This window comes from Ruegeria sp. HKCCE4148, assembly GCF_017872495.1.
Lineage (GTDB): Bacteria > Pseudomonadota > Alphaproteobacteria > Rhodobacterales > Rhodobacteraceae > Ruegeria.
The window spans coordinates 416,258-440,854 of record NZ_JAEDOS010000003.1; the positions used below are offsets into that span (position 1 = coordinate 416,258).

The 24,597-nt window shown below is 57.8% G+C and carries 28 protein-coding genes and 1 tRNA gene; 14 read left to right on the top strand and 15 right to left on the bottom strand.

Going from position 1 to position 24,597, the window contains the following annotated elements:
- Window positions 1–30: 30 nt before the first annotated feature.
- A complete protein-coding gene (locus I9187_RS11825; RefSeq protein WP_171179748.1) occupies window positions 31–453 on the bottom strand; it encodes a DUF2852 domain-containing protein in 423 nt (140 codons plus the stop codon).
- 141 nt (window positions 454–594) lie between these two features.
- Here I9187_RS11825 and I9187_RS11830 point away from each other — a divergent pair, with 141 nt between their 5' ends.
- From I9187_RS11830 to I9187_RS11850, 5 genes are read left to right on the top strand one after another with little or no spacing between them, the layout of a single operon-like run.
- Window positions 595–984, top strand: a complete 390-nt coding sequence (locus I9187_RS11830) for a nuclear transport factor 2 family protein (RefSeq protein ID WP_171179750.1) — start codon at window positions 595–597, stop codon at window positions 982–984.
- A 49-nt stretch (window positions 985–1,033) separates the two neighbouring features.
- A complete protein-coding gene (locus I9187_RS11835) occupies window positions 1,034–3,829 on the top strand; it encodes a glutamine-synthetase adenylyltransferase (RefSeq protein ID WP_171179752.1) in 2,796 nt (931 codons plus the stop codon).
- Window positions 3,813–4,085 carry a hypothetical protein gene (locus tag I9187_RS11840; RefSeq protein WP_171179754.1) on the top strand — a complete coding sequence of 91 codons (273 nt, stop codon included), beginning with the start codon at window positions 3,813–3,815 and terminating at the stop codon, window positions 4,083–4,085. The genes I9187_RS11835 and I9187_RS11840 overlap by 17 nt, the downstream gene beginning before the upstream one ends.
- A gap of 38 nt (window positions 4,086–4,123) precedes the next feature.
- On the top strand, window positions 4,124–5,326 hold the full coding sequence (locus I9187_RS11845; RefSeq protein WP_171618816.1) for a class I SAM-dependent rRNA methyltransferase: 1,203 nt from the start codon (window positions 4,124–4,126) through the stop codon (window positions 5,324–5,326).
- Window positions 5,323–5,865, top strand: a complete 543-nt coding sequence (locus I9187_RS11850; protein WP_171179758.1) for a PIN domain-containing protein — start codon at window positions 5,323–5,325, stop codon at window positions 5,863–5,865. The genes I9187_RS11845 and I9187_RS11850 overlap by 4 nt, the downstream gene beginning before the upstream one ends.
- Before the next feature lie 70 nt (window positions 5,866–5,935).
- On the opposite strand, the gene I9187_RS11855 is transcribed toward I9187_RS11850, so the two are convergent.
- From I9187_RS11855 to I9187_RS11885, 7 genes are all read right to left on the bottom strand, one after another.
- Window positions 5,936–6,622, bottom strand: coding sequence for a M48 family metallopeptidase (locus tag I9187_RS11855; protein ID WP_171179760.1), 687 nt, complete (start codon window positions 6,620–6,622; stop codon window positions 5,936–5,938).
- Between the two features lie 97 nt (window positions 6,623–6,719).
- The gene (locus tag I9187_RS11860) at window positions 6,720–7,433 is read right to left on the bottom strand and encodes an FkbM family methyltransferase (protein WP_209509299.1); all 714 of its coding nucleotides are present in this window, start codon (window positions 7,431–7,433) and stop codon (window positions 6,720–6,722) included.
- Between the two features lie 176 nt (window positions 7,434–7,609).
- A complete protein-coding gene (locus I9187_RS11865) occupies window positions 7,610–8,794 on the bottom strand; it encodes a VWA domain-containing protein (protein ID WP_171179764.1) in 1,185 nt (394 codons plus the stop codon).
- A 4-nt stretch (window positions 8,795–8,798) separates the two neighbouring features.
- Window positions 8,799–8,969 carry a hypothetical protein gene (locus I9187_RS11870; RefSeq protein ID WP_171179766.1) on the bottom strand — a complete coding sequence of 57 codons (171 nt, stop codon included), beginning with the start codon at window positions 8,967–8,969 and terminating at the stop codon, window positions 8,799–8,801.
- Window positions 8,970–8,976: 7 nt separating this feature from the next.
- Complete coding sequence (locus I9187_RS11875) at window positions 8,977–10,353, bottom strand: DUF2927 domain-containing protein (protein ID WP_171179768.1); 1,377 nt, start codon at window positions 10,351–10,353, stop codon at window positions 8,977–8,979.
- Window positions 10,350–10,799 carry a GNAT family N-acetyltransferase gene (locus I9187_RS11880; RefSeq protein WP_348540093.1) on the bottom strand — a complete coding sequence of 150 codons (450 nt, stop codon included), beginning with the start codon at window positions 10,797–10,799 and terminating at the stop codon, window positions 10,350–10,352. Before I9187_RS11880 ends, I9187_RS11875 begins: the two co-directional genes overlap by 4 nt.
- 102 nt (window positions 10,800–10,901) lie before the next feature.
- Window positions 10,902–11,747, bottom strand: coding sequence for a MoxR family ATPase (locus I9187_RS11885; protein WP_171179770.1), 846 nt, complete (start codon window positions 11,745–11,747; stop codon window positions 10,902–10,904).
- 382 nt (window positions 11,748–12,129) lie between these two features.
- Here I9187_RS11885 and dksA point away from each other — a divergent pair, with 382 nt between their 5' ends.
- Window positions 12,130–12,552 (top strand): RNA polymerase-binding protein DksA, encoded by a 423-nt coding sequence (dksA, locus tag I9187_RS11890; protein WP_050602554.1) that lies wholly within the window; start codon window positions 12,130–12,132, stop codon window positions 12,550–12,552.
- Window positions 12,553–12,624: 72 nt separating this feature from the next.
- On the top strand, window positions 12,625–13,776 hold the full coding sequence (locus tag I9187_RS11895; protein ID WP_171180059.1) for an FAD-dependent monooxygenase: 1,152 nt from the start codon (window positions 12,625–12,627) through the stop codon (window positions 13,774–13,776).
- 4 nt (window positions 13,777–13,780) lie between these two features.
- Here the strand turns inward: I9187_RS11895 and xth are convergent, their stop codons facing one another.
- Both xth and I9187_RS11905 read right to left on the bottom strand, forming a co-directional pair.
- Window positions 13,781–14,560 carry an exodeoxyribonuclease III gene (xth, locus tag I9187_RS11900; RefSeq protein ID WP_171179773.1) on the bottom strand — a complete coding sequence of 260 codons (780 nt, stop codon included), beginning with the start codon at window positions 14,558–14,560 and terminating at the stop codon, window positions 13,781–13,783.
- 280 nt (window positions 14,561–14,840) lie between these two features.
- Entirely contained in the window at window positions 14,841–15,164 is a 324-nt protein-coding gene (locus tag I9187_RS11905) for an iron-sulfur cluster assembly accessory protein (RefSeq protein ID WP_171179775.1), read from the bottom strand.
- A 76-nt stretch (window positions 15,165–15,240) separates the two neighbouring features.
- On the opposite strand from I9187_RS11905, the gene I9187_RS11910 reads away from it, so the two are divergent.
- The gene (locus tag I9187_RS11910) at window positions 15,241–16,380 is read left to right on the top strand and encodes a deoxyguanosinetriphosphate triphosphohydrolase (protein WP_171179777.1); all 1,140 of its coding nucleotides are present in this window, start codon (window positions 15,241–15,243) and stop codon (window positions 16,378–16,380) included.
- Here the strand turns inward: I9187_RS11910 and I9187_RS11915 are convergent, their stop codons facing one another.
- The gene (locus I9187_RS11915; protein WP_171179779.1) at window positions 16,381–16,725 is read right to left on the bottom strand and encodes a hypothetical protein; all 345 of its coding nucleotides are present in this window, start codon (window positions 16,723–16,725) and stop codon (window positions 16,381–16,383) included.
- Window positions 16,726–16,778: 53 nt separating this feature from the next.
- On the opposite strand from I9187_RS11915, the gene argS reads away from it, so the two are divergent.
- The 6 genes from argS (at window position 16,779) to I9187_RS11945 (ending at window position 22,380) form a co-directional block, all read left to right on the top strand.
- A complete protein-coding gene (argS, locus tag I9187_RS11920; RefSeq protein WP_171179780.1) occupies window positions 16,779–18,524 on the top strand; it encodes an arginine--tRNA ligase in 1,746 nt (581 codons plus the stop codon).
- An 88-nt stretch (window positions 18,525–18,612) separates the two neighbouring features.
- The gene (locus I9187_RS11925) at window positions 18,613–19,668 is read left to right on the top strand and encodes an SPOR domain-containing protein (RefSeq protein ID WP_171179782.1); all 1,056 of its coding nucleotides are present in this window, start codon (window positions 18,613–18,615) and stop codon (window positions 19,666–19,668) included.
- Window positions 19,665–20,672: a beta-N-acetylhexosaminidase gene (nagZ, locus tag I9187_RS11930; RefSeq protein WP_171234444.1), complete on the top strand. Its 1,008-nt coding sequence runs from the start codon at window positions 19,665–19,667 to the stop codon at window positions 20,670–20,672. Before I9187_RS11925 ends, nagZ begins: the two co-directional genes overlap by 4 nt.
- On the top strand, window positions 20,662–21,456 hold the full coding sequence (locus tag I9187_RS11935) for a ScpA family protein (protein WP_171179786.1): 795 nt from the start codon (window positions 20,662–20,664) through the stop codon (window positions 21,454–21,456). Before nagZ ends, I9187_RS11935 begins: the two co-directional genes overlap by 11 nt.
- On the top strand, window positions 21,449–22,099 hold the full coding sequence (gene scpB, locus I9187_RS11940; RefSeq protein WP_171179788.1) for an SMC-Scp complex subunit ScpB: 651 nt from the start codon (window positions 21,449–21,451) through the stop codon (window positions 22,097–22,099). Before I9187_RS11935 ends, scpB begins: the two co-directional genes overlap by 8 nt.
- Before the next feature lie 65 nt (window positions 22,100–22,164).
- Complete coding sequence (locus I9187_RS11945) at window positions 22,165–22,380, top strand: hypothetical protein (RefSeq protein ID WP_171090541.1); 216 nt, start codon at window positions 22,165–22,167, stop codon at window positions 22,378–22,380.
- A gap of 3 nt (window positions 22,381–22,383) precedes the next feature.
- Here the strand turns inward: I9187_RS11945 and I9187_RS11950 are convergent, their stop codons facing one another.
- The 4 genes from I9187_RS11950 to ihfA all read right to left on the bottom strand — a co-directional run bounded on the left by I9187_RS11950 (window position 22,384) and on the right by ihfA (window position 24,589).
- The gene (locus I9187_RS11950; RefSeq protein WP_171180061.1) at window positions 22,384–23,463 is read right to left on the bottom strand and encodes a 2'-deoxycytidine 5'-triphosphate deaminase; all 1,080 of its coding nucleotides are present in this window, start codon (window positions 23,461–23,463) and stop codon (window positions 22,384–22,386) included.
- A 61-nt stretch (window positions 23,464–23,524) separates the two neighbouring features.
- Window positions 23,525–23,601 (bottom strand) — tRNA-Pro (locus I9187_RS11955).
- A 61-nt stretch (window positions 23,602–23,662) separates the two neighbouring features.
- The gene (locus tag I9187_RS11960) at window positions 23,663–24,268 is read right to left on the bottom strand and encodes a MerR family transcriptional regulator (RefSeq protein ID WP_171179791.1); all 606 of its coding nucleotides are present in this window, start codon (window positions 24,266–24,268) and stop codon (window positions 23,663–23,665) included.
- Window positions 24,269–24,286: 18 nt separating this feature from the next.
- The gene (gene ihfA / locus I9187_RS11965) at window positions 24,287–24,589 is read right to left on the bottom strand and encodes an integration host factor subunit alpha (RefSeq protein WP_152458234.1); all 303 of its coding nucleotides are present in this window, start codon (window positions 24,587–24,589) and stop codon (window positions 24,287–24,289) included.
- Window positions 24,590–24,597 lie beyond the last annotated feature (8 nt).

Below are 24,597 nucleotides of genomic sequence, written 5' to 3' on the forward strand. Positions count from 1 at the left end.
ACCCGAATAACCGGGGCAGGGCAAGGGCTATCAGGCAGGTGCGCCTGTGCCGTTTTCTTCGTGGTTTTCGCGGGCGCGTTCGTCCATGAACTGGTCGAATTCAGCCTTGTCTTTGGCTTCGCGAAGACGGCGCAGGAAAGCTTCAAAATCCTGCTGTTCGCGCTCCAGGCGGGCCAGAGTGTCAGCCTTGTAGGCGTCAAAAGCGCTGTTACCCGAAGGCTTCATTGCGCTCATGTGGCTGTGCCAGGATTTGCGGCGGCTGCAGGACTTGCTGAACATGCGTTTGCTCCAGATCATGTAGGCCAGAAGGGCAAGGCCAACAGGCCAGAAGAAGATGAAACCAAGGACCATGGCGGCGATCCAGGCCCCTTTGCCTTTGTCATCCAGCCAGGCCTCAATTCGGTAAAGCCATCCCGGATTGGCGGGGACGGCGGGGTCGGACAGTGCAGTCATGAAAGCTCTCCAGGGTTGATGTAAACTGTTTTCACATTGTCTAGATGGGGGCGCCTTCGGGTGATACAAGGGGTAATGTGAAAAAGATTTACATTCCACTATACAGTTGATGGTGAATGTCTCTGACGGCAGGGTGCGGCCATGAATATGACTGAAAACAAAACGGCTCCTTCGCTGAATGACATTCTTGACCTGGAAAAGCAGGTCTGGACCGCGCTGGTTGAAGGAAATGCAAGCGCAGACCGCGCTTTGCTGAGTGCGGATTTTCTGGGAGTTTACCCAACCGGGTTTGCCAACCGAGACGATCACGTCGGTCAGTTTGCGGATGCGCCGACGATGGCAGAGTTTGATCTCAGTGATGCGCGGTTGCGTGTGCTGACACCTGACATTGTGTTGTTGTCCTATCGGGCCGATTACCAGAGACCGGGTGCAACCGGAGGCGACGTAATGCTGATTTCCTCGCTCTGGGAAAGGCGCAACGACGTTTGGGTTAACAGTTTCAGTCAGGATACACCCGTTCAGGATATCTGATCAGAATACCCCATTGACGATGGCGCATGGCGATGCGCAGGGTGCGCGCATGACTGACGCACTTGCCATTACCCGACTTCCACGTGCTTTTGATCCGTCTCTGGGGGATGAAGCGCGGGCCCTGATGCCAGATTTGTCGCAGGAAATGGGTGAGCTCGTGGCGGGCACTGCCGGGTCCAGCCCTTATCTGAAAGGTCTGATCGAGCGTGAGAAAGGCTGGTTGCCTGGGGCCTTGTCACATCCGGATCAGGCGCTGGCGAACGTCATGGATGCCGCGCGTGATCTGCCGCCCGATCAGTTGAAACCCGGCTTGCGTCAGGCCAAGCGACGTTTGGCGCTGCTTACCGCCTTGGCTGATATTGCAGGTGCGTGGCCGCTGGAAAAGGTCACGGCGGCCCTGACGGATTTCGGAGCCTTGGCCGCGGATATTGCGGCCAAGGCCGAGATCGCTGCGTTGATCCGGCGCAAGAAACTGCCCGGAATGACTGAAGATGATGTCGAAAACGCAGCTGGGCTGGTCATTCTTGCGATGGGCAAGATGGGCGCGCATGAGCTGAATTACAGCTCGGACATTGATCTGATTGTTCTGTTTGACGAGACGCGTTTTGACTCCGACGATTTCTACGAGGCCCGTCAGGGCATGGTCCGGGCAACGCGGAATTTCTGCGCGACGCTCAGTGACAAGACAGCAGACGGGTATGTGTTTCGGACCGATCTGAGGCTGCGCCCAGATCCCGCCGTGACCCCGGTTTGCATGGCGATGGAGGCGGCTGAACGATATTATGAAAGCCTTGGCCGTACCTGGGAACGGGCCGCCTATATCAAGGCGCGGCCCTGTTCCGGGGATTTGGGGGCGGGTCAAAGGTTCCTGGACAGCCTGCGCCCCTTTGTCTGGCGCCGCCATCTGGACTTTGCGGCCATTCAGGACGCCCATGATATGCGTCTGCGTATCCGCGAAAACAAAGGAACTGGTGGGTCTTTGTCCATCCCGGGCCACGACATGAAGCTGGGGCAGGGCGGCATCAGAGAGATTGAGTTTTTCACCCAGACCCGCCAACTGATCGCTGGTGGGCGTGATGCGGACCTGCGCGTGCGGGGAACTGTTCCGGGGCTGTCGGCGCTGGCGTCAAAAGGCTGGGTGCCAGAGGACGTGGCCGAGAAACTGACCGATCATTACCGGGCGCATCGAGAGGTCGAGCATCGTATTCAGATGATCCACGACGCGCAGACCCACAAGGTACCAAATTCACCCGATGGGATCGAACGCGTTGCCTGTCTTATGGGGATCAGCAATGCAGAGCTGACACAAGACCTCATGTGCCGCCTGACCGAAGTGCATGAGCTGACCGAGGGGTTCTTTGCGCCGGGTCAATCACCGGCCTCTACGCCGGTGCAGAACGTCGAGTTTGACAAGAATATACTGGCGCGCTGGACGACATACCCGGCGCTGCGAAGCCAGCGGGGCGCGCGGATTTTCGAACGCCTGCGGCCCGAATTGCTTTCGCGCCTCTCTAAGACAGCCAAACCGGACGAGGCGCTTATGGCTTTAGACGGGTTTCTGGCCGGTCTTCCCGCCGGGGTGCAGCTGTTTTCCTTGTTCGAAGCAAACCCGCATCTGATCGATCTTTTGGTCGATATTGTTGGCACATCTCATGCGCTGGCTTCGCACCTGTCACGCAATGCGTCTGTATTTGACGCGGTGATCGGGGGCAGTTTCTTTACCGATTGGCCGGGGCAAGAGGCGCTGCAGGCCGAACTGGCACAAGCCCTTTCGGAAGAAACGGATTATGAAACCCAACTCGATCTGGCGCGGCGCTGGTGCAAGGAATGGCATTTTCGCATTGGGGTGCATCATCTGCGCGGCCTTATTCACGGGGCGCAGGCCGGTCAGCAATATGCAGAGCTTGCTCAGTCGGTGATTGCAGCCGTACTTCCCTATGTCACCGAGAACTTTGCCCGCAAACATGGTCCCGCGCCCGGTCGTGGAGCCGCCATTTTGGGTATGGGTTCGCTTGGCGCGGGGCGTATTAATTCGCAGTCCGATCTGGACATGATCGTGATCTATGATCCGCAGGACGAAGAGATGTCAGACGGTCCGCGCCCATTGGCCACGCGCACCTATTACGCGCGCTGTACTCAGGCGCTGATCACTGCACTTTCGGCACCCATGTCACAAGGGCGCTTGTATGAGGTCGATATGCGGTTGCGCCCTTCAGGTAACCAGGGGCCGGTGGCAACAAGCTGGGCCAGCTTTACCAACTATCAGCAAAACGAAGCCTGGGTTTGGGAGCATTTGGCCCTGACCCGCGCGCATGTCGTCGCTGGAGACGCAGGGCTGGCCGAAGACATTGAATCCTTCCGGGCCGAATTCCTGTCGCGGCCAAGGGAACAGAGTAATGTGCTTCGCGAAGTCGCCGAAATGCGCGCGCGCCTTGCTGCCGCCAAGGCACCTGCGGGCATCTGGGATGCCAAGAACGGACCGGGGCGTCTGATGGACATCGAACTGATGGCCGAAACCGGCGCTTTGCTGGCAGGCTCGGCGCAGCGCGATGTATCATCGGGTCTGGATGGGGCCGTCGCAGCCGGATTGCTGGATGTCGCGCAGGCGCAATCGCTGAAAGACTGCTATGATTTATGCTGGTCTGTGCAATGTGCCGCCCGACTGCTGTCGGGCAAGGTCATCGAGGCCGACAAAATAGGCGAGGGCGGCGCGGCGTTTTTGTGCCGCGCGACCGGGTTCGAACATGTCGAGGCCCTACAGGCAGCATTGCAGGAAAGTTACACGACCGCAGCCGATCTGATCGGAGGCGTGATCAACGAGGGCGAAGATGACGCGCAGCACTGATCCCAACGACCATAAGGGTCTGATCCGCGAAGCTTACCGCATTGAGGGCATTACCTTGCCCGAATGCCGCAGCATCTTTCTGGACTGGGCGCTCAGCCTGCCTGCCGATCGCGATCAGAATACAGCGCTGGCGGAATTGCACGCAGGCTACATGGACCAAAACCCCGATCATCCCATGACACATGTCCTGAGCGAGGGTCTTCAGGCGGCTCAGACCCCCAAACGTCGAGGCGGATGGCGGTCTCGTAACCGCTAGGGGTTTTCGACCGGCGCGTTCCTGACTATGAGAGCGCCATGACCCAATCTGCCGACCGCCCCCGTATCCGCCTGAAACCCAAAGCCAATGCGCGCGGCTTGCGCCATGGCTTCCCCTGGGTCTATGCCAATGACATCGTCACCGACCGCCGCACGCGCAAGATCCCGGCGGGCGCTTTGGCCGTGCTTGAGGATGAAAAACGCGCGCCCATCGCGCTGGTGGCGGTCAACCCCGAGTCCAAGATCATGTGCCGGGTGCTGGACCGTGATATTGACGCGCAGCTTGATGCCGCTTGGTTCGAAACCCGCCTGCGGCGCGCCCTCGAGATGCGCGAACGCCTGTTTGACGCCCCGTACTACCGCCTGCTCCATGCCGAGGCGGATGGCTTTCCCGGCGTGATCATCGACCGCTTCGGTGACGCCTGCGTTATCCAGCCGAACTCGGCCTGGGCCGAGGCACACCTGGACCTGCTGACCGATGCTTTGGTCAAGGTGACTGGCGTGATCACGGTGCTTAAAAACGCCTCAGGCCGCACACGTGGGCTGGAGGGGCTGGACGACGTCAACCAAACCCTGCGCGGCACCACACCCGATGCACCGCTGCCGGTGCCGATGAATGGCGCGACTTATATGGCCGATTTGACCGGCGGGCAGAAAACCGGCCTGTTCTATGACCAGCGTCCCAATCATGCCTTTGCCGCGCGGCTGGTACATTCGGGAGCGCACGTGTTGGACGTCTTCAGCCATGTGGGCGGTTTTGGTCTCGCCATGCTGGCAGGCGGTGCAGGGCAGGCGCTGTCTGTGGATGGCTCTGCCGCCGCACTGGAGTTGGCGGCAAAGGGCGCTGAGGCTTCGGGCCTTGCTGACAAGTTCCAAACCCGGCAGGGCGACGCGTTCGACGTGTTGGCCCAATTGGGGGAAGAGGGCGCGCAGTTTGACGTCGTAGTCTGCGACCCGCCTGCTTTCGCACCGTCGAAACAAGCGCTGGATGCAGGGTTGCGCGCCTATGAGCGGATCGCTCGACTGGCCGCACCTCTGGTCAAACCCGGCGGTTATCTGGGGCTGTGCTCATGTTCGCACGCTGCGGATCTGGGGCGGTTCCGCGATGCCTCATCCCGCGGGATTGGTCGGGCCGGACGGCAGGCACAACTGATCCACACCGGGTTTGCGGGCCCGGATCACCCGCAATTGCCGCAACTGGCGGAAAGCGGCTATCTCAAAGCAGTGTTCTATCGCTTATGAAAGCCGTTCTCGACACCTGCGTGATCTACCCCACGGTGATGCGCGAGATGCTGTTGGGGGCTGCGCGTCTGGGTCATTTCACCCCGATCTGGTCTGCACGCATCCTCGAGGAATGGGCCCGCGCCGCCCGCAAACTTGGCCCAACGGGTGAGGCACAAGCCCGTGCCGAAATCTCACTGACACAAGCCAATTGGCCGGATGCCGAGCGCGCGCCGAACGAAGGGTTGCAAAACCGCCTTTGGCTGCCGGATGCCGCAGATATCCACGTGCTGGCGACTGCAGTTGCGGCTTCCGCCGATGTAATCGTGACGGTGAACGCCAAGGATTTTCCCAAGAATATCCTGGCCGAAGAAGGCCTTGAGCGCCGTGACCCAGACAGCCTGCTTCACGGTTTCTGGCAAGCAGACGCAATCGGGATGAACGCACTCGCGGCTCAAGTCCTTGCCGAGGCTAACCGTCTTTCAGGTGATCAATGGACCTTGCGCACATTGATGAAAAAAGCCCGCCTTCCACGTTTGGGTAAAGCCCTTACCACGTAAAAGCGATCCTGCTTCATCTGGCTAAAAATACCTCGGAGAGCGCGAGAGGCTGGCCTCTCGCTGCGCGCCCTCAGCCACGCGCCCAACGCTGTTCAAGTTTTTCAAGGGCTGCAATCCGCTCATCCGTCTTGGGATGGCTCATCAACCACGCAGGAACGACCCCGGCGCGCTGCTGCGTCAGGTCCTCCAGCTTGTGAAACAGCGATTTTTGCGGTCCAATTCCGATACCGGCCTTGGTCAGCAAAGCAGCAGCATACTCATCTGCCTCATATTCATCCCCACGTGACAGACGTGAGGCCAAAAGGGCGGTCAAAGCATTGGCAATCATCGCGCCGATGAACGGGATGAACCGGTTCAGTACCAATATCAACGCCGTCCGCATTGCGTTCTGACCGGAAAAATCAATCATCCGCCGCCGCGCATGTCCCAAGGCGACATGCCCCAGCTCATGTGCGATAACGCTGGCCATTTCCTCGGCCGAGACCTCGCCATTGCGGAACTTCCGATAAAACCCACGCGTAATGAAAATCCGACCGTCTGGGGCTGCAAGACCGTTCACCGGGTCGATCTCGTAGATAAAAACGGGCACCCGATCGATACCCAAAGCGGCCGCCAGACGGTCCGTCATACGTTTCAATGCAGGGTCAGCCAGTTCCGTCGATTTCGCATCCAGTTCCCGATGGGTACGCCAGACGGAAATCCGGTACATCACAAGACCATAGGCAATGGCCAGCAGGATCGGGGTGAAACGCAACATGGCTTAGATATGGGGCCGCAACGGCGTCAGGGCAATACAAACTTTACTGCAGTCAATAGAAGGATCAGGACAGGGCTGAGCTGCGCCTCGTGCCGTTTCATTCAGAAATGTGGTTGATATTCATAAACGTCAGAACATCACCGGCGCGAGGGGCCCGGATATCCAAAACAAACCCTTGATCCATCACCGCTTGAAACACCCGGGCCAGACCTTTTTGGCCATAAATCCCCGGATGGACCTCGATGACAAGGCGGGACACAGAACGCAGGTCGCACTGTTGGAACAGGTCTGCCTCACCACCTTCAATGTCACATATGATCAGTGTTGGGGCAAACTTTGCGACAATGTCATTGAAGTCCAAAATCGGCACATCGACTTTTTCGGTATAGGCTCTTTCCTCGCCACTCAGGGATGAGGCCCAGAAAATCTTGCGGATATAGAAATCGACAGTGTTGCCATCATTTGTTTGCCCAAGGATGCCATGAAGACATTCGGCTTTGTCGGACACATCGTTTTCTTCAAAGGTTGCTTGTATCACGTCGATCAGGGCCGGGTTTGCTTCGACCGAAACAACTTTGTCGACACCCTCGATCTGGGCGATCTTTGTGGACAAAAAACCGACCCCGGCTCCGATATCCAGAACCCGCTCGCCTTGTTCGATGCACCGTTCGGCATGGCGCAACTCGGCTGTTTCGTAACGTCCCAGCCTCATGGATCTCAGAATTCTGCGGGTGAACAAACCGGGCTTTTTGTGAATTCTGACGCCGCGATAACAGACCGAGCCACCGTCTTCAGCGAATTCTGTTGCCATGTGCGAACCTCAAGTCTTGCGTGGATGAGCGTGTGCCCCGAAACCCGGGCGGGAATGCCACTTTTCCAGATGCACCTTAGACTGTGTCTCAAGGTGATAAAACCTTAAATTCCAGCAGCCTATTGCAGTGCAATAATCAGTGGCACGCGTTTTTTCTTTCATTTTCGGGGAACGACCTACCGCGTCAGTTCCCGCATGCCCTGTTCCAGTCCGGCAAGTGTCATGGGCACCATGCGATCTTCGAAGATCTCTTGGATCATGCCGATTGAATGGGTGTATTCCCAATACTTCTCGGGCACCGGATTGATCCAGAGGTTGGATGTCCATTGGTCCCGCGCGCGTTGTAGCCAGACTTGCCCGGCTTCCTGGTTCCAATGTTCATTGGCACCGCCGGGATAGGCGATTTCGTACGGGCTCATCGAGGCGTCGCCAACAAAGATACACTTATAGTCGCCACCATAAGTGCGCAGAACTTCGTGGGTGGGGGTCTGTTGATCCCAGCGACGGCGGTTGTCGCGCCAAACACCTTCATAAAGGCAGTTGTGGAAGTAGTAGTATTCCAGATGCTTGAATTCAGTACGGGCGGCGGAAAACAGTTCCTCGACTACCTTAATATGCGGGTCCATTGATCCGCCCACGTCCAGAAACAACAGCACCTTGACCGCGTTGTGACGCTCGGGGCGGGTCTTGACGTCGAGATAGCCATGTTCAGCCGTGGCGCGGATGGTGCCGTCCAGATCCAGCTCTTCAGCCGCCCCTTCACGGGCCCAGCGGCGCAAACGCTTCAAGGCGACCTTGATGTTGCGGGTGCCCAGTTCAACTGTGTCGTCTAAATTCTTGAATTCCCGCTTGTCCCAGACTTTGACGGCGCGCTGATGGCGGCTTTCCTTTTGACCGATGCGGACGCCTTCGGGGTTATATCCATACGCACCAAACGGAGATGTTCCGGCTGTGCCAATCCACTTGTTGCCCCCCTGATGGCGGCCTTGTTGTTCCTTCAGACGCTCGCGCAGGGTTTCCATCAGCTTGTCGAACCCGCCAAGCGCTTCGATTTCGGCCTTTTCTTCGTCCGACAGGTGCTTTTCAGCCATCTTGGCCAGCCAATCGGCGGGGATATCGACAGCTTCCAGAACCTGATCGAAACTGATTTCGTTCAGTCCTTCGAAACTGGCTGCAAAAGCACGGTCGAATTTGTCGATGTTGCGCTCATCCTTCACCATCGACACGCGGGCGAGATAGTAGAACGCTTCAACATCATAGGTGGCCAAGCCCTTCTTCATACCCTCCAGAAAGGTCAGATACTCCCGAAGTGAGACCGGGATGCCTGCTTTGCGGAGGTTTTCGAAAAAGGGCAAAAACATCGCGTCACGCCACCATGCGCACCAGAATCAACGAGATTACCAGCCCAAGAAGCGCAAATGCGATCCCGTAGCCAGCAGCATACTGCGCCATGTCAGCCCCGTTTCCATTGCGTTTTTTTGCGGTCAAAGCGCCCAGGATCGCCCCTAGGATCGCCATTCCCAAAACTACCACCATTTGTGATTCACCCGTCTGTCCTGCTGCCCGAGCTCCGCTGGCCTGCGCTTTCAACCAAAGACTGGGCCACCAGTTGCGAACCAAACCCGTATCGCGCCCAACCAATGCTGTCCAGCCTGACCGAACGGGCCTGCTGAAGCTGTCCGGCCTGTCTCAAGGCTTCAGACTTCAACAGCAGCAATGTGGCCAGAATCGAGGCATTCTCGGCCCTGGTCATCACGTTGATGGCATTGTTAAGCTCGGGCAAAACACGTGGTCCCTGATCCTGAGCCAGCGCAAATGCGGCAGTTTGAGTGGTCACATAGGCTTGATGAACCTCGGTGCCAGGCGTCGCCTTCAGAAATTGCTGGGCAATCTGAAACTGTCTAAGCGCTTCGTTTGGGTTGCGGAACTGTTCCATCCGGCCAAGCAGATAGTGGGGATAAGCGCGACGGTGATCCGTCCATCCCAATTGCTGACCAATGCGGGCCGCCTTCCTGGCGGCGCGCATTTGCCGCGGTGATCCCGGCCCGGGACCCAGCGATTTTTGAATGGCGTCTACCCATTCACGGGGTGTCTCGGTAGCGGGTTGAACAGCCAGCCGGTCGCCACGCGGGTTCAGGCGGCTCAGCACGTCGGGGATCACGGATTTCACCTGTTCCTGGCTCATGCCTGTACGCAGCTCTGGCGCATAGGTGGCGCGCAGTATCAGCATGTCAAACCCGGTTAGAACGGTGTGAATATTGTCATCGTTGAACACCGAATCCGGCAAATGATAGAGGTCATTCAGAGGACCCAGCGCCTGCGCCAACTCCTCATGAAGGCAATCACGTATTTCCTGAGGGCTGACATCATACGGAATGAATATCCCTAGCCTTTCGCGTCGGCGCAGCTCGGTCCAACTGCTTTTGGCCTTGCGGCGGTCACGGCGGTATTCGTCCAGGCTTGAGGCATTCGGTACCACGAAACACGCGGCGTTGGGCAGAATCCGCAGGATGTCTTCCTGACTGACCGCCTCGATCGTGATATTGGCCTGACCGTCTTGGATCTGCCGAATATTGATCCCGGCTTCACGTTTCAAACGGTTCAGCAGGCGCGTCAGATCCTGCTGCATACTGGCGGTCGGCGCCCCGGTCAGCCGTACTGTGACCGGTGTTTCAAACCGGGTAAACACCGGCAGGGCAGCGCCGCTTTCCAGCGCGAAGTGCAGCGACACAAAATCCTCGGCGATGTTCTTGTTGGATCGGGCGGGTGGCCAGGGACGGGGAGCGCCGAAGGATTTGGTGGGTGGCAGTGCCGCCTCAACCGAGCGGATCTCGTCGGATACCGGAACGGTTTGAATAGGTTCAACCGATGTGCAACCCGCCGCAAACAACGCTACAACAAGAGCGGACCAACGCATCATGAGCGGGAATACTTGATGAACGGTGTGACCGTTCCGATGCGGTCATAAAGTTGCCGCGCGGTTTGGTTGAACTCCTGCGTCAGCCAATAAACCGACGGCGCACCTTCCCGGTCGGCTTCGTCGTAAACCGCCTGGATCAGTACTCGGCCCACGCCTGTGCCACGGGCTTCGGGTCGGGCAAAAAGGTCTTGCAGGTAGCAGACCTTTTCGATCTTCCAGGCATGACGGTGAAACAGGTAATGCGTCAGCCCGACCAGAGTGCCATCCTGCTCGGCGACAAAACAGGAAAAATCCTGCGGATCACCGCCCAACAGTCTTGAAAACGTCGTCTCGTAGATTTCTGCGGGCAGGGCGGTTTCATAAAACGCCAGATAGTCCCGCCACATGTCAGCCCACTGATCCTTGTCTTCGGCGCGAAGGGGGCGGATTTTCAGTGTGTTCGCCAAGCGATCTGTCCAATTCTGTGAGGTTGATCCGGTCACTCCTGCGATGCTGACACCCGGGGTGAAGCAACGCAAGCCAAGATCACCAATTTGTTCAGGTTTAAGCTACCGTTTGCCGCGCGCCATGAAGGCCAGCCGTTCGAACAAATGCACATCCTGTTCATTTTTAAGCAATGCGCCATGCAGCTTCGGCAGGGCATTGGCCCCATCGCGCTTGAGGTCGTCGGCGGTCAGGTCTTCGGCCAGCAGCAGTTTCAGCCAGTCCAGAACCTCGGAGGTCGAAGGCTTTTTCTTCAAACCCTGTGTCTCGCGGATTTCATAAAACTGGGTCAATGCGGTGGTCAAAAGCGCGTCCTTGATACCGGGGTGGTGCACTTCGACAATGCGGCGCATTGTGGTCTCATCAGGGAAGCGGATGTAGTGAAAGAAACACCGGCGCAGAAATGCGTCGGGCAGTTCCTTTTCGTTGTTCGACGTGATGATGACGATGGGCCGGTTCTTGGCCCGGATCGTGTCGCCGGTCTCGTAGACATGGAACTCCATCTTATCGAGTTCCTGTAAAAGGTCGTTGGGAAATTCGATGTCCGCCTTGTCGATCTCATCGATCAGAAGAACAACTTTTTCATCGGCCTCAAACGCCTGCCACAGCTTACCCTTGCGGATATAGTTTGACACGTCATGCACGCGCTCTTCGCCAAGCTGGCTGTCGCGCAGGCGGCTGACCGCGTCGTATTCGTAAAGGCCCTGTTGCGCGCGTGTCGTTGATTTCACGTTCCACTCGATCATCCGCAGACCCAGTGCACCGGCGACCTGTTTGGCCAGTTCGGTCTTGCCGGTTCCGGGTTCCCCTTTGACCAACAGAGGGCGCTCGAGTGTGACGGCGGCGTTCACGGCAATGGTCAGATCGTCTGTGGCGACATATTCGGCTGTACCTTGAAAACGTGCTGTCATGGGCCTCTCGTGTGGTTGTGCGGTATGGTCGGGCAAACTGTGTTTTCCGGGTTACAGAGCGGCAAGGTTTTTGACAACCCGCGTCCCTGCGTCGGTCAACAGGAATTTTACTGCGTCTCCAAGCGCTTTTGATTGATTCGTCCGTCGCCGACACCGGCGCATCACGCGACGTGCCTCAAAAAAGCCTGGTGAATTTCATATAAAAACAAGGTTTTCCTGATGTTTGTCTCATATTTAGACAAATCCGCGCGGGCGACTGTGGATGCAACGTTTGTGTAGTGACATTCCACGGCCCGTCGGCTAAACGCTGCGCAGAAGGGAGAGCCAAATGTCAGGTGAAACAACCGCGACCGACGTTTCTGGCCATACCGAGGGAGCAAATATGAAGCAGGAAGTTTTTCTGCCGGAGGACTACCGTCCGGCCGAAGATGAACCTTTCATGAATGATCGTCAGCTTGAGTATTTTCGTCGCAAGCTGCTGGATTGGAAGACAGAACTATTGGCAGGCAGCCGCGACACGATCGAAGGTTTGCAGGACAATACCCGTAACATTCCGGACGTCGCAGACCGCGCAAGCGAGGAAACCGACCGTGCACTTGAACTGCGCACGCGGGATCGTCAGCGTAAGCTGGTCGCCAAGATCGACTCGGCCCTGCGCCGTATCGAAGAGGGCGAATACGGGTATTGTGAAAAGACCGGCGATCCGATTTCGCTGAAACGTCTGGACGCGCGTCCGATTGCCACAATGACGCTTGAGGCACAGGAACGCCACGAGCGCCGCGAAAAGGTCCACCGCGACGATTGATCGCCGGATTCTGGGTAAAAAACTCAAGCGCCGGGGCCTGTGGCTCCGGCGTTTTTGCGTTATGGCGGGGACATGAATATCCACGGTTTGAATTTCTGCGTTATTGGTGGGGGCATCGGCGGCCTGGCTGCCGCGCTTGCATTGCAAGTCAGGGGCGCACAGGTCACTGTGCTCGAACAGGCTAGCGAACTGACCGAAGTTGGCGCTGGCCTGCAAATCAGCGCCAATGGCATGACTGTGCTGAGGGCTCTTGGCGTTGCACAAGGCAAGCCCGCGTTCGCCCAGAAATCGTTTGGTACGGTGCTGCGTGATTACCGCAAGGGGCGGGTGATCAGCCGCGTACCCAGTCCCGCCGCCGGACCAACTTATTACTACCACCGCGCTGACCTGCTTGATTTGCTGCATAAAGCCGCCGTGCGTGCAGGGGTGGAGTTACGTCTGGAATCGCGCGTCACCGAAGTGCTCAAACACCCCGGAGAGGCCGAGATTGTTCTGGAAAGCGGCGAAAGACTTCGGGCTGAATGTGCCATTGCGGCAGATGGGGGGCGCAGTGTGATCCGGCCGATCCTCAACGGCCTCGAAACACCCGCGTTCACCCATCAAGTTGCATGGCGGGCCACGATTCCGTGGAGACATTCTGACCAGACGCCGCGTGCCGCGCTGACCATGGGGCCCAGACGTCACGTGGTGACTTATCCTCTGCGCGATCAGAATCAGATGAACATCGTTGCGGTCGAAGAACGATCAGACTGGCACGAGGAGGGATGGCGTCAGGAAGGAAATCCAGACGACTTGCGCGCGCGGTTTGCGGATTTCGGTGGGGAAGTTGGCACGATTCTGGCGCAGGTCGAACAGGTCAATATTTGGGCTTTGTTCCTGCGACCGGTTGCCGAGAAATGGCAAAACGGTCGCATCGTCTTGCTGGGGGATGCGGCACATCCGACGTTGCCCTTCATGGCGCAAGGGGCCTGTTTGGCGTTGGAGGATGCTTGGTGCCTTGCCCGCGCATTCGAATTGGAGTCCGGGATCGTTAAGGCTTTGGCTGCTTATGAAAGTGCCCGAAAACCGCGAGCTCGCAAAGTCGTAGCAGCCGCAGGGTCAAATGCTCGTAACTTTCACCTGAGCGGCCCGATGCGTCTGGCTGCTCAGGCCGCCTTGATGGCGCTAGGTCCAAAGCTGGCGCAGCGATACGAGTGGATATACAGCTACGATCCGACGGTTTGAGAGTTTACAGATCTAGATCAACCCAAACCGGCACGTGGTCTGAAGGTTTTTCATGTCCCCGGATTTCAAAGTCGATACGGCAATCGCGCATCAGATCGGCAGCCTGAGGGGTCAACAGGAAATGGTCGATCCGAATGCCGTCATTCCGGTTCCAGGCACCGGCCTGGTAGTCCCAGAATGAATAATGTCCGGGGCCTTGGGTCGTGGCCCGGAACGCCTCGGTGAATCCAAGATTCATGACTTTGCGAAATGCTGCGCGGCTTTCGGGCCGGAACAGCGCGTCCTCTCGCCATGCCTCAGGACGTTTGGCATCTTCGGCCTGCGGGATGATATTGTAGTCGCCCGCCATGAGTGCCGGCTCTTCACTGTCCATCAGATCACGCGCGCGCTGGTACAGTCTTTCCATCCAAGCCAGCTTATAGTCGTATTTCGGGCCAGGTACCGGGTTGCCATTTGGTAGGTACAGACCGCAGATTCGCAGAGCTTTTTTGCCGATGACTGTCGCCTCGATCCAGCGTGCTTGTTCATCATGGTCATCCCCCGGCAGACCGCGCGAGACATCTTCCAACGGCAGCTTCGACAGGATGGCCACGCCGTTGAAGCTCTTTTGCCCATGGGTTTCCACGTTGTATCCACGCTCTTCAAACATCTCGCGTGGAAAATTTTCATCGATGGATTTGATTTCCTGCAAAAGAACGACGTCGGGTTGCGCGTCATCCAGCCACCGGGGAAGGGCCTCGGCCCGCGCTTTGATGCCGTTGATGTTGAATGTGGCGATTTTCATGCGCGATCCTCCGAAGCAATTGGCAACCTATCGCTCAGAATGAACCCAGCGGCAAGGTGGAGGGCAGGTTTGCGAGGCTCTGCCTCGCGCTCCGAGGTATTTTCAGCCAGATGAAGAAACGGATTCTTAACCAACTCGATCAATGCTGCTGAAGCGGTACAGGCGGAGGCGCCGATGACCGCGCCAGGTGAAGCTCTCTGATCGTTTGGTCAGAGAGCGGATCCCTGCTTCATCTGGCTAGAAATACCTTGGGGGTGTGGGGGCAAAGCCCCCACCGGTTTCACATCGAAAAAGACGTGCCGCATCCGCAGGAGGATGTCGCGTTTGGATTGTCGATCACAAAACGCGCGCCGATCAGCTCTTGTGTGAAATCAATGACTGCGTTCTCAAGGAAAGGCAGCGAGATCGCATCAACGATAACTTTCTGGCCTTTGCCTTCAAGGATCAGGTCATCCTCTCTTGGGGTGTCCAACGCGATTTCGTATTGAAAGCCCGAGCAACCGCCGCCTTCCACTGCAACACGCAGGGCTTGTCCCTGGTCTGCGGCGCCAATCTCGGCCAGACGCTCAAAGGCGCGTTCAGTGACAGTTGGGGGCAGATTCATGCCGCTCTCCAAAGGTTTATTTCCTTAGCGTCCTACAATATATGGAACCCAAGGACAGGCGACAAGGACTAGACCTTTGGTCAGAGCGAGTTTTGCCTCGGATCCGGTGCGCGCAAGAGGGCGGCTGGTGCCTGAGGACGAGAGCAGTTTCCGGTCATGCTTTCAGCGCGACCGGGACAGGATCATTCATGCCAGTGCCTTTCGGCGGCTCAAACATAAGACGCAAGTCTTTGTTGAGCATGAGGGCGACAGCTATCGTACCCGTCTGACCCATTCCATCGAAGTGGCTCAGGTGGCGCGAACCATCGCCGGGGCGTTGGATCTGAACCCCGAACTGACCGAGGCTGTGGCTCTGGCCCATGACCTCGGCCACACGCCATTTGGTCATACTGGTGAAGACGCCTTGCATGCCTTGATGGAGCCTTATGGTGGTTTTGACCACAATGCACAGGCTATTCGGATTGTGACCAGGTTAGAGCGTCATTACGCTGAGTTCGACGGCTGCAACCTGACATGGGAATGTCTGGAAGGGATCGCCAAACATAACGGCCCGGTTGTGGGTGATTTGCCCTGGGCGTTGGCCGAATGCAATCGGGGCTTTGACCTTGAACTCCACACCCATGCCAGTGCAGAGGCACAGGTAGCGGCGCTATCTGACGATATTGCGTACAACAATCATGATCTTCTGGACGGGTTGCGCGCAGGGCTTTTTGAAGATGATGACCTGCGCAATCTTCCCATTGTAGGGGCTTGTTATGCGGATGTAGACGCAAAGTACCCGAAGCTGGACCTGTATCGCAGGCGTCACGAAGCGCTACGGCGGGTGTTTGGCGTTATGGTTTCTGATGTAATCAACTCCTCCCGTGAGTTGATTGAAAATTCGGGGGCGCAGTCTGTCGAGGATATCCGCCATCTTGGCTATCCCGTCATACAGTTTTCAAGTGGGGTGTGGGCGCAGCTTCGTGAAATCCGGGCGTTTCTGTTCACTCGGATGTATCGTGCGCCCAGTGTCATGAAGGTCCGGGCCGAAGTCGCAACGATTGTAGAAGACCTGTTCCCCATTTATCTGAATGACCCGAAACAGATGCCTGCGCGCTGGCACAATGACATTGAAGCTGCCAAGGATGAGACCGCTTTGGCACGTATTGTTTCGGACTACATTGCGGGTATGACTGATCGGTTTGCTCTGCAGGATCACGCCCGGCTGACAGGCTGATCACTTCACAGCGATGTAAGCGATGCCCCAGACTTGCTGACCCGCTTGTTTCGTCGATTGATCAGCGTCGTCTGTTGGCGGGAATACGATCATCGTGGGGCCATACCCTCCGATCCCTAAAGGTGAAACAACAGCGTGCGTGGTGATGGTTGGTTTATCGGTGGCAATACTGTCCCAAGCGATTTCGGCCTGATACTCTTCTAACGCCATGGGAAGTGCTGTTTTACCTTCCGCACCGGCCATGATCATGACCTCGAAAAGAAGGGGCCCAGAAAACGCATAGTCCCGCTGGTTGCCCGGTGGGCCGTCGGGGATCGTGATCTCAAACTGTTCCAAGGCGTCCATTGACCTTGCCGTGCTGCGTGGTAAACCGCCGGGCAAGCAAAAGGACATCCGAAATGAACCTGTTTTCCGAGATCCGCGGCCTTGTATTGGACGCGCTGGCACAGATGCAGTCCGAAGGCGCGCTGCCGGAAGGGCTGAGCTTTGACAACGTGGCTGTCGAACCCCCGCGTGATGCAGCGCATGGCGACATGGCGACCAATGCGGCGATGGTGCTGGCGAAACCGGCCAAGATGAAGCCGCGCGATATTGCCGATGTGCTGGCTGGCAAACTGGCTGCGGATAACCGGATCACCAGCGCCGAGGTTGCCGGACCGGGCTTCCTGAACCTGCGCCTTGCGTCCGCAGTCTGGCAAGGCGTGCTAACGGCGGTGCTGGAGAAGGGCACGGACTATGGCCGTTCGACCTTGGGGCAGGGACAAAAGGTCAATGTCGAGTATGTCTCGGCCAACCCGACCGGTCCGCTGCATGTGGGGCATACGCGGGGGGCCGTGTTCGGAGATGCTTTGGCAAGCTTGCTGGCCTATTCCGGCCATGATGTGACCCGCGAATACTACATAAACGACGGCGGTGCGCAGGTGGATGTACTGGCGCGCTCGGCGTATGAGCGCTATCGCGAAGCTAATGGCCTGAGCCCCGAGATCGCTGAAGGCCTGTATCCCGGCGATTACCTGATCCCGATCGGTGAGGCGCTGAAAGAGAAATACGGCGACAGCCTGATCGACAAGCCTGAAAGCGAATGGCTGGAAGATCTGCGCAACTTCGCCACGGATGCGATGATGGACCTGATCCGCGCTGACCTGAAGGCGCTGGGCGTTGAGATGGACGTGTTCTTCTCGGAAAAGTCGCTCTATGGCACAGGTCGGATCGAAGCGGCGCTGCAATCGCTGACCGACAAGGGCCTGATCTATGAGGGCGTGCTTGAGCCGCCGAAGGGCAAGAAGCCCGAGGATTGGGAGCCGCGTGAACAGACCCTGTTCAAATCGACCGAGCACGGCGATGATGTGGACCGCCCGGTCAAGAAATCGGATGGCAGCTGGACCTATTTCGCGCCCGACATCGCCTATCACTATGACAAGGTCAGCCGTGGCTTTGACGCGCTGATCGATGTGTTCGGGGCCGATCATGGCGGCTATGTCAAACGGATGAAGGCAGCGGTGTCGGCTCTGTCTGGTGGAAAGGTGCCGCTGGATATCAAGCTGACGCAGTTGGTGAAGCTGTGGAAGAATGGCGAGCCGTTCAAGATGTCCAAGCGCGCCGGGAACTTTGTCACTTTGCGCGATGTGGTCGATCAGGTTGGGCCGGATGTGACCCGTTTCGTGATGCTGACCCGCAAGAACGATGCGCCCTTGGATTTCGATTTCGATTTGGTGTTGGAACAAAGCCGTGAGAACCCCGTGTTCTATGTGCAATACGCCCATGCCCGTGTGATGAGCGTTCTGCGCCGTGCTGCTGAGGCCGGGATTGCCGCAGATGACGTGACCCTCTCCGGTGCTGATCTGAGCAAGAACGACCATGCCTCGGAACTGACCGTTGCCAAAAAGCTGGCCGAATGGCCGCGTCTGGTGGAAATCGCCGCGCGCACCAATGAACCGCACCGCGTTGCTTTCTATCTCTATGAACTTGCAGGGGATTTCCACGCGCTGTGGAACAAGGGCAATGACGAAACCCAGTTGCGCTTTATCCAGGATGGCGATGTTGCCACAAGCCAGTCGAAAATCGCATTGGCCCGTGCCGTTTCTGTTGTGATTTCAGCGGGCTTGGGTATTCTTGGCGTTACTCCGGCGCAGGAGATGCGGTAACAAATATCGCCCGAACCGCCGGTACGAGGTAGGCAAGAAATGACCCGCGCGCCTTATTTTCAGGTGCGAAACGGGCAGTGAGGCGGACATGGCGAGTTACGATTACTCGGGGCAGCAAAGCCCCGAGCAGATGCATTACCCGAATCAAGCGTATTCTGAGGATGCGTATGATTACCCCGACGATATGCAAGATTATGACGCACCGCGCGGCACGTATGGGCTGGGCCGGGTCGTAAACGTTCTTGGGGCCGTCGCCTCATTGGCGTTGGTCGCTGGTGTAGGAGTATGGGGCTATCAACTGGTCATGCGGGATGTGAGCGGCGTGCCCGTGGTACGTGCCGCCGAAGGTCCAATGCGCGTCCAACCGGAAAACCCGGGCGGGACGCCCGCAGATCACCAGGGTCTGGCCGTCAATGCAGTTGCCGCCAGAGGCACCGCCGCGGCCCCGGCTGATCGCCTGATCCTTGCACCGCGCCCCGTGTCGCTGACCGATGAAGATTTGCCTGGCAGCGATCTGAAGCCAACTCCGGCGCTGCATGTGGTGGAAGAGCCGATCACGACCCAGGAAGCCGCGCGTCTGCGCCAAAGTGCGGTGGACGCGTTGGTGGCTGAACTTGCGGGTGAGGCGGCCAAGACCCAGCAGGAATTCGAAGACGGGACGCAAGTAGCGTCACTGGCCACGCCCGAGGAAGAGCCGGCAATTGATCCTGTTGATTTTGCAGCGGCTTTGCCGGATCCGGCTCTTGCTGAATTGCCAGGGGTTCGCAGGTCTTTGCGTCCGGTTAAACGCCCTGCGCGCAGTCAAATCTCGCCCAGCGAGGCGTCTGAGGGCGCCATCAACGCCGCCGTCAAGGCTGCGGTTGGGTTGGATGTTGACCCCGACACGTTGGCCAAGGGCACCCGACTGGCGCAGCTTGGCGCCTATGACAGCTCGCAGGTGGCGCAGGCCGAATGGGATCACCTAAGTGGTCGATTCGGGGAATATATGGCTGACAAACAACGGGTTATCCAGAAAACCTCAAGCGGCGGTCGAACCTTTTACCGCCTGCGTGTTTTGGGATTTGAAGACCTGAGCGACTCGCGCCAGTTCTGTGCCGCGCTGGTCGCACAAGGGGCAGACTGTATCCCGGTCGCCGTCCGGTGAAGTTTGGCGCCACGATCACCGATGCCGAAGGGCTGCGTCTGACGCAGGAAGAAAGGGACCTGTTTCGCCAAATGAACCCCTTCGGGTTCATACTGTTTGCCCGCAACATCGAAAGCGCCGATCAAGTCCGCGCCTTGTGCGATGATTTCCGCGAGGCGGTCGGGCGCAATTGCCCCATCACTATTGATCAGGAAGGCGGGCGCGTGCAGCGCTTGCGCGCGCCCTTGGCCCGCGAATGGCTGCCACCCTTGGATCATGTGACCCGTGCAGGCGATCAGGCCGAGCGAGCCATGTATCTGCGCTATCGCCTAATCGCGGATGAATTGTTCAGTCTTGGGATCGACAGCAACTGCGCCCCCATGGTCGATGTGGCACGGTCTGATACGCACGCTTTTCTCAAGAATCGCTGTTACGCTTCTGATCCTGAACAGATTTCCAAAATTGGCAGGGCCGTAGCAAAGGGGCATTTGCACGGGGGCGTTTTGCCTGTAATCAAACACATGCCAGGACATGGCCGTTCCACGCTGGACAGCCACTACGACTTACCTCATGTCGATCTGTCATTGGACGAATTGGACAGCAGTGATTTCGCGCCGTTTCGTGCACTGAACGATTTGCCGATGGGGATGACCGCACATCTGGTCTACGATCAAATCGATCCCCAACCAGCCACGATTTCAGCCACCATGATGCGTGTGATCCGCGACAAGATCGGCTTTGAAGGGCTGATCATGACCGACGATATCGGGATGAAAGCGCTGAGCGGTACACCGTCGGACGTGTCACGTCAGGCCATTCAGGCAGGCTGTGACGTTGTTCTGCACTGCAATGGCAGTTTTGCAGATCGTGCCGCAGTGATGGAAAGTGCCGGAGAGATGACCGATCAGGCACAAGCCCGCGCAGAACGGGCGCTGGCGATGCGCAAACCTCCTCAGGAACTTGACATCCCCGCCGCCGAGGCGGAACTATCTGCCCTAATGGGCGGGCAGGTATATGAACGATAACCTCTTTAGCGAAGACCCTGTCTCGGTCGCGGATCGTCTTGCGGCCGAAGCGCTGATTGTTGATGTCGACGGGTTCGAAGGACCACTGGACGTTCTGCTGACCTTGTCGCGTACGCAGAAAGTGGACTTGCGGAAAATCTCGGTTCTGGCGCTGGCGCAGCAGTACCTGGCTTTTGTAGAAAAGGCCCGTGCGCTGCGGATCGAACTGGCCGCCGACTATCTGGTGATGGCCGCGTGGCTGGCCTTTCTCAAATCCCGGTTGCTGTTACCTCCGGACCCCGATGACGAAGGTCCATCGGGCGAGGAACTGGCTGCGCATCTGGCGTTTCAGCTGGAACGCCTTCAGGCCATGCGCGATGCGGCTGCGCGGTTGATGGCACGCGATCAGTTGGGCCGCGATTTCTTCAAGCGCGGGCAGGGCGAAGATATCACCCGTATCCGCACTGTAACCTATTCCGCCACGCTGCTGGATTTGATGCAGGGTTACGCCCGTATCCGCACCCGCGACGAATTCCGCCCCTTTGTGATGGATCGCGACTCGGTCTTCACGATGGAACAAGCGCTGGAACGGATGCGACCGTTGATTGGCTTTGCCGGAGCGTGGACCGACATGGAGACGTACCTGCCGGAGGGCTGGGACGCCGACCCGGTGCGCCGCAGGTCCGCAACGGCGGCAACTTTTGCGGCCTCGTTAGAGCTGGTGAAAGAAGGACATATGGAGATGAAACAGAGCGAGACATTCGCTCCGATCCATCTGCGAAAGAGGACCGAGACACGTGACTGACGCCCCTGAAGAGACCGGTACTCTGTTCGAAGCTCCTCCGCTGGCGGAACAGGAACGCATGGTCGAGGCTGTTCTGTTTGCCAGTTCTGAGCCGGTGACAATTGCGGATCTGGAGGCCCGGATGCCCCACGGAAGCGATGCGGCGCAAGCGGTTGAATTGCTTCAGAAACGCTATGAAGGGCGTGGCGTGCGCGTGGTGCGTGTGGGCGATGCCTGGGCCATTCGGACTGCCCCGGATCTGGGTTTTCTGATGCAGAAGGAAACGGTCGAGACCCGCAAGCTGAGCCGCGCAGCGATCGAAACTCTGGCCATCGTCGCCTATCATCAGCCCTGTACACGGGCCGAGATTGAGGAAATCCGTGGGGTTTCGGTTTCGCGCGGAACCATTGATCAGCTTTTGGAGATGGAGTGGATCAAGCTGGGCCGCCGTCGTATGACACCGGGTCGTCCTGTGACCTTTGTTGTAACGCCAGAATTCCTGGATCACTTTGGTCTGGAAAACGCGCGTGACCTGCCTGGCCTGAAAGAACTTCGGGCGGCTGGGCTTCTCGAAAACCGGCCTCCGCCGGGTGCCATTCCCCTGGGTGAAGGGCGTGAGGACGAGGCCGACGAAGATCAGACCGAGCTGTTCGAGGAAGAGTGATTGCGCAGCCCTTTTGTTGCCGCATAAAGCGCCTATCTTTAACCCTGAGGACAGGGAGTTGAGCAATGAATGCAAATCGGATCATTGATATGATTGTGCGTCAGGTCATGCGCCGACTGGTCAACAAAGGCGTGAACAAGGGCATTGATATGGCCAGTCGCATGGGCAAGGGCGACGCCACATCCAAGGGGCCAAAGCACGCCAATTCATCTGATCATGCCCAAAAGCTTCGGCAGGCCGAGAAGATGAGCCGGCAGATGCGCAGGTTCATGAAATTCTAGAACTTACCCAACAGCCTTGAAGTGCTTGGACAGTTTCAAGCCCTGACCCTGATAGTTTGATGCAATGCCCGCGCCGTACAATTGCGTCGGCATTTCGGCCATTTTCTCATAGACCAGACGCCCGACAACTTGTCCGTGCTCCAGCACAAAAGGTGCTTCGTGGCAGCGAACCTCTAAAACACCGCGCGATCCGGCCCCGCCGGCGGCGGTATGGCCAAAGCCGGGGTCAAAGAACCCGGCATAGTGCACCCGGAATTCGCCAACCATCGCCAGATAAGGTGCCATTTCAGCGGCGTACATTGGCGGGATATGTACTGCTTCACGGCTGACAAGAATATAGAACGCACCAGGATCAAGGATAATACAACCATCCTTGGTGCGCACTTCTTCCCAATAGTCCTGCGGGTCGTATTCGCCGATACGATCCAGATCGATGACCCCGGTGTGAGGCTTGGCGCGGTAGCCAACCAGATCGGTCTCGGGAAGCTGCAGATCCACTGAGAAACCTAGTCCGTCCTGAATAACAGCAGGGCCGTCGACCAGTGGCGATTCAGCATGTAAGGCTTTCAATTCAGCGTCCGAGAGCACGGCTTGACCCTGACGGAAGCGAATCTGATTCAGACGCATGCCCGGACGCACCAGCACCGAGAACGAGCGCGGGCAGATTTCAGCATAGAGTGGGCCTGCGTATCCAGCAGGCACCCGGTCAAACTCGGTGCCGCCATCGGTGATAGTCCGGGTCAGAAGGTCCAGCCGTCCGGTCGAGCTTTTGGCATTTGCAACAGCGCTCATATGGTCTGGCAGGGCGATTGATTCCATTAACGGAACTAAATAGACGCAACCTTTTTCCAGAACGGCCCCGTCCGTGATATCGATGCGGTGCATCTCGAACTCGGTCAAACGATCTGCGACGGTTCGCCCTTCGCCTGCAAGAAACGAAGCGCGGACGCGGTAAGCGACTGTTCCCAGACGTAAATCAAGGCTTGCTGGTTGAATCTGAGCAGGCAGAACGTCCGGGCTGGCCGTGATCTCGCCGCGCGCGATCATCGCCTCAATCTGTTGGTTTGGGCAAACACCTGTCATCTCGATCCCCTCTGGTGCCAGAGCGGGATCTGGCCTGTGTGCCATAAACGTCGGTGTGATTTGGTCGGGCTAGCAGGACTCGAACCTGCGACCTTCCGTCCCCCAGACGGACGCGCTACCAGGCTGCGCCATAGCCCGACGTTGGGGTGTTCATAAAGATTTTCCCGGCAGGGGCAAGAGGAAAACACTGCCTTTTTTCCTAACCCGTCGCCTGTGTCTCGACACGATCCAGCCAGTGGCGCAGGTCTTTTGCAATCGGGGCGATTCGGCGCAACAGGTCGTCGTCAAACTCTGCCCGGTTCCACGCCAACGAGGCGATTCCCCCCAAGATCGGAGAGGCGTCAAGCTGGGGCTCTGCAACCGGCTGCTGGTTGGCAGCTGGTGCCGCGTCGATCTGAGCATCTTCTTTTACCTTGGGCGCAGTTGTTTCGCCCAAATCCATATGAATCTGTTCGGTAACTGGTGCAGGTTTCGGTTCGAAAGGCACCACGGTGTCTTCAACGGGCGAGGATGGAGCCGGGGACGGGTCGTCCAAGGATTGCGACAGCGACGCAACATGCGCCACGCCTTGCTCGCGCAGAATGCGCTGAACGCCTTTGATCGTGATTCCGTCTTCGTGGAGAAGCTTTTTGATCCCGCCCAAAAGCCGCATGTCATTGGGGCGATAGTACCGGCGTCCACCCGCCCGTTTGACCGGTTTCACCTGCGTGAACCGGCTTTCCCAGAAACGCAGAACATGGGCCTGAACACCAAGCCAATCCGCAACTTCGCTGATCGTGCGAAACGCGTCGGGAGACTTGCTCATATCCGCGCGACCTCGGGGTTACTTGCGATTCCCGGCAGCGACGCGATCCTTCATCAGATGCGACGGGCGGAAAGTCAGCACGCGGCGCGGCTGAATTGGAACTTCTTCACCGGTTTTAGGATTGCGACCAACACGGGCGGTCTTGTCGCGTACACTGAACGTGCCGAAGGATGAAATCTTGACCTGCTCACCGCGCACCAGAGCGTCGGACATGTGGTTCAGAACACTTTCAACCAGCTGTGCGCTTTCGTTTCGTGAAAGCCCAACCTCGCGAAAGACGGCTTCGCTCAGATCCATTCGAGTCAGTGTTTTATCGCCCATGCCATTTC

Excerpts from the sequence above, each read along its gene's own strand:
- I9187_RS11825 (WP_171179748.1), bottom strand. The coding sequence starts at position 453 with ATGACTGCACTGTCCGACCCCGCCGTCCCCGCCAATCCGGGATGGCTT.
- I9187_RS11830 (WP_171179750.1), top strand. The coding sequence starts at position 595 with ATGAATATGACTGAAAACAAAACGGCTCCTTCGCTGAATGACATTCTT.
- I9187_RS11835 (WP_171179752.1), top strand. The coding sequence starts at position 1,034 with ATGACTGACGCACTTGCCATTACCCGACTTCCACGTGCTTTTGATCCG.
- I9187_RS11840 (WP_171179754.1), top strand. The coding sequence starts at position 3,813 with ATGACGCGCAGCACTGATCCCAACGACCATAAGGGTCTGATCCGCGAA.
- I9187_RS11845 (WP_171618816.1), top strand. The coding sequence starts at position 4,124 with ATGACCCAATCTGCCGACCGCCCCCGTATCCGCCTGAAACCCAAAGCC.
- I9187_RS11850 (WP_171179758.1), top strand. The coding sequence starts at position 5,323 with ATGAAAGCCGTTCTCGACACCTGCGTGATCTACCCCACGGTGATGCGC.
- I9187_RS11855 (WP_171179760.1), bottom strand. The coding sequence starts at position 6,622 with ATGTTGCGTTTCACCCCGATCCTGCTGGCCATTGCCTATGGTCTTGTG.
- I9187_RS11860 (WP_209509299.1), bottom strand. The coding sequence starts at position 7,433 with ATGGCAACAGAATTCGCTGAAGACGGTGGCTCGGTCTGTTATCGCGGC.
- I9187_RS11865 (WP_171179764.1), bottom strand. The coding sequence starts at position 8,794 with ATGTTTTTGCCCTTTTTCGAAAACCTCCGCAAAGCAGGCATCCCGGTC.
- I9187_RS11870 (WP_171179766.1), bottom strand. The coding sequence starts at position 8,969 with ATGGTGGTAGTTTTGGGAATGGCGATCCTAGGGGCGATCCTGGGCGCT.
- I9187_RS11875 (WP_171179768.1), bottom strand. The coding sequence starts at position 10,353 with ATGATGCGTTGGTCCGCTCTTGTTGTAGCGTTGTTTGCGGCGGGTTGC.
- I9187_RS11885 (WP_171179770.1), bottom strand. The coding sequence starts at position 11,747 with ATGACAGCACGTTTTCAAGGTACAGCCGAATATGTCGCCACAGACGAT.
- dksA (WP_050602554.1), top strand. The coding sequence starts at position 12,130 with ATGAAGCAGGAAGTTTTTCTGCCGGAGGACTACCGTCCGGCCGAAGAT.
- I9187_RS11895 (WP_171180059.1), top strand. The coding sequence starts at position 12,625 with ATGAATATCCACGGTTTGAATTTCTGCGTTATTGGTGGGGGCATCGGC.
- xth (WP_171179773.1), bottom strand. The coding sequence starts at position 14,560 with ATGAAAATCGCCACATTCAACATCAACGGCATCAAAGCGCGGGCCGAG.
- I9187_RS11905 (WP_171179775.1), bottom strand. The coding sequence starts at position 15,164 with ATGAATCTGCCCCCAACTGTCACTGAACGCGCCTTTGAGCGTCTGGCC.
- I9187_RS11915 (WP_171179779.1), bottom strand. The coding sequence starts at position 16,725 with ATGGACGCCTTGGAACAGTTTGAGATCACGATCCCCGACGGCCCACCG.
- argS (WP_171179780.1), top strand. The coding sequence starts at position 16,779 with ATGAACCTGTTTTCCGAGATCCGCGGCCTTGTATTGGACGCGCTGGCA.
- I9187_RS11925 (WP_171179782.1), top strand. The coding sequence starts at position 18,613 with ATGGCGAGTTACGATTACTCGGGGCAGCAAAGCCCCGAGCAGATGCAT.
- I9187_RS11935 (WP_171179786.1), top strand. The coding sequence starts at position 20,662 with ATGAACGATAACCTCTTTAGCGAAGACCCTGTCTCGGTCGCGGATCGT.
- I9187_RS11945 (WP_171090541.1), top strand. The coding sequence starts at position 22,165 with ATGAATGCAAATCGGATCATTGATATGATTGTGCGTCAGGTCATGCGC.
- I9187_RS11950 (WP_171180061.1), bottom strand. The coding sequence starts at position 23,463 with ATGACAGGTGTTTGCCCAAACCAACAGATTGAGGCGATGATCGCGCGC.
- I9187_RS11960 (WP_171179791.1), bottom strand. The coding sequence starts at position 24,268 with ATGAGCAAGTCTCCCGACGCGTTTCGCACGATCAGCGAAGTTGCGGAT.
- ihfA (WP_152458234.1), bottom strand. The coding sequence starts at position 24,589 with ATGGGCGATAAAACACTGACTCGAATGGATCTGAGCGAAGCCGTCTTT.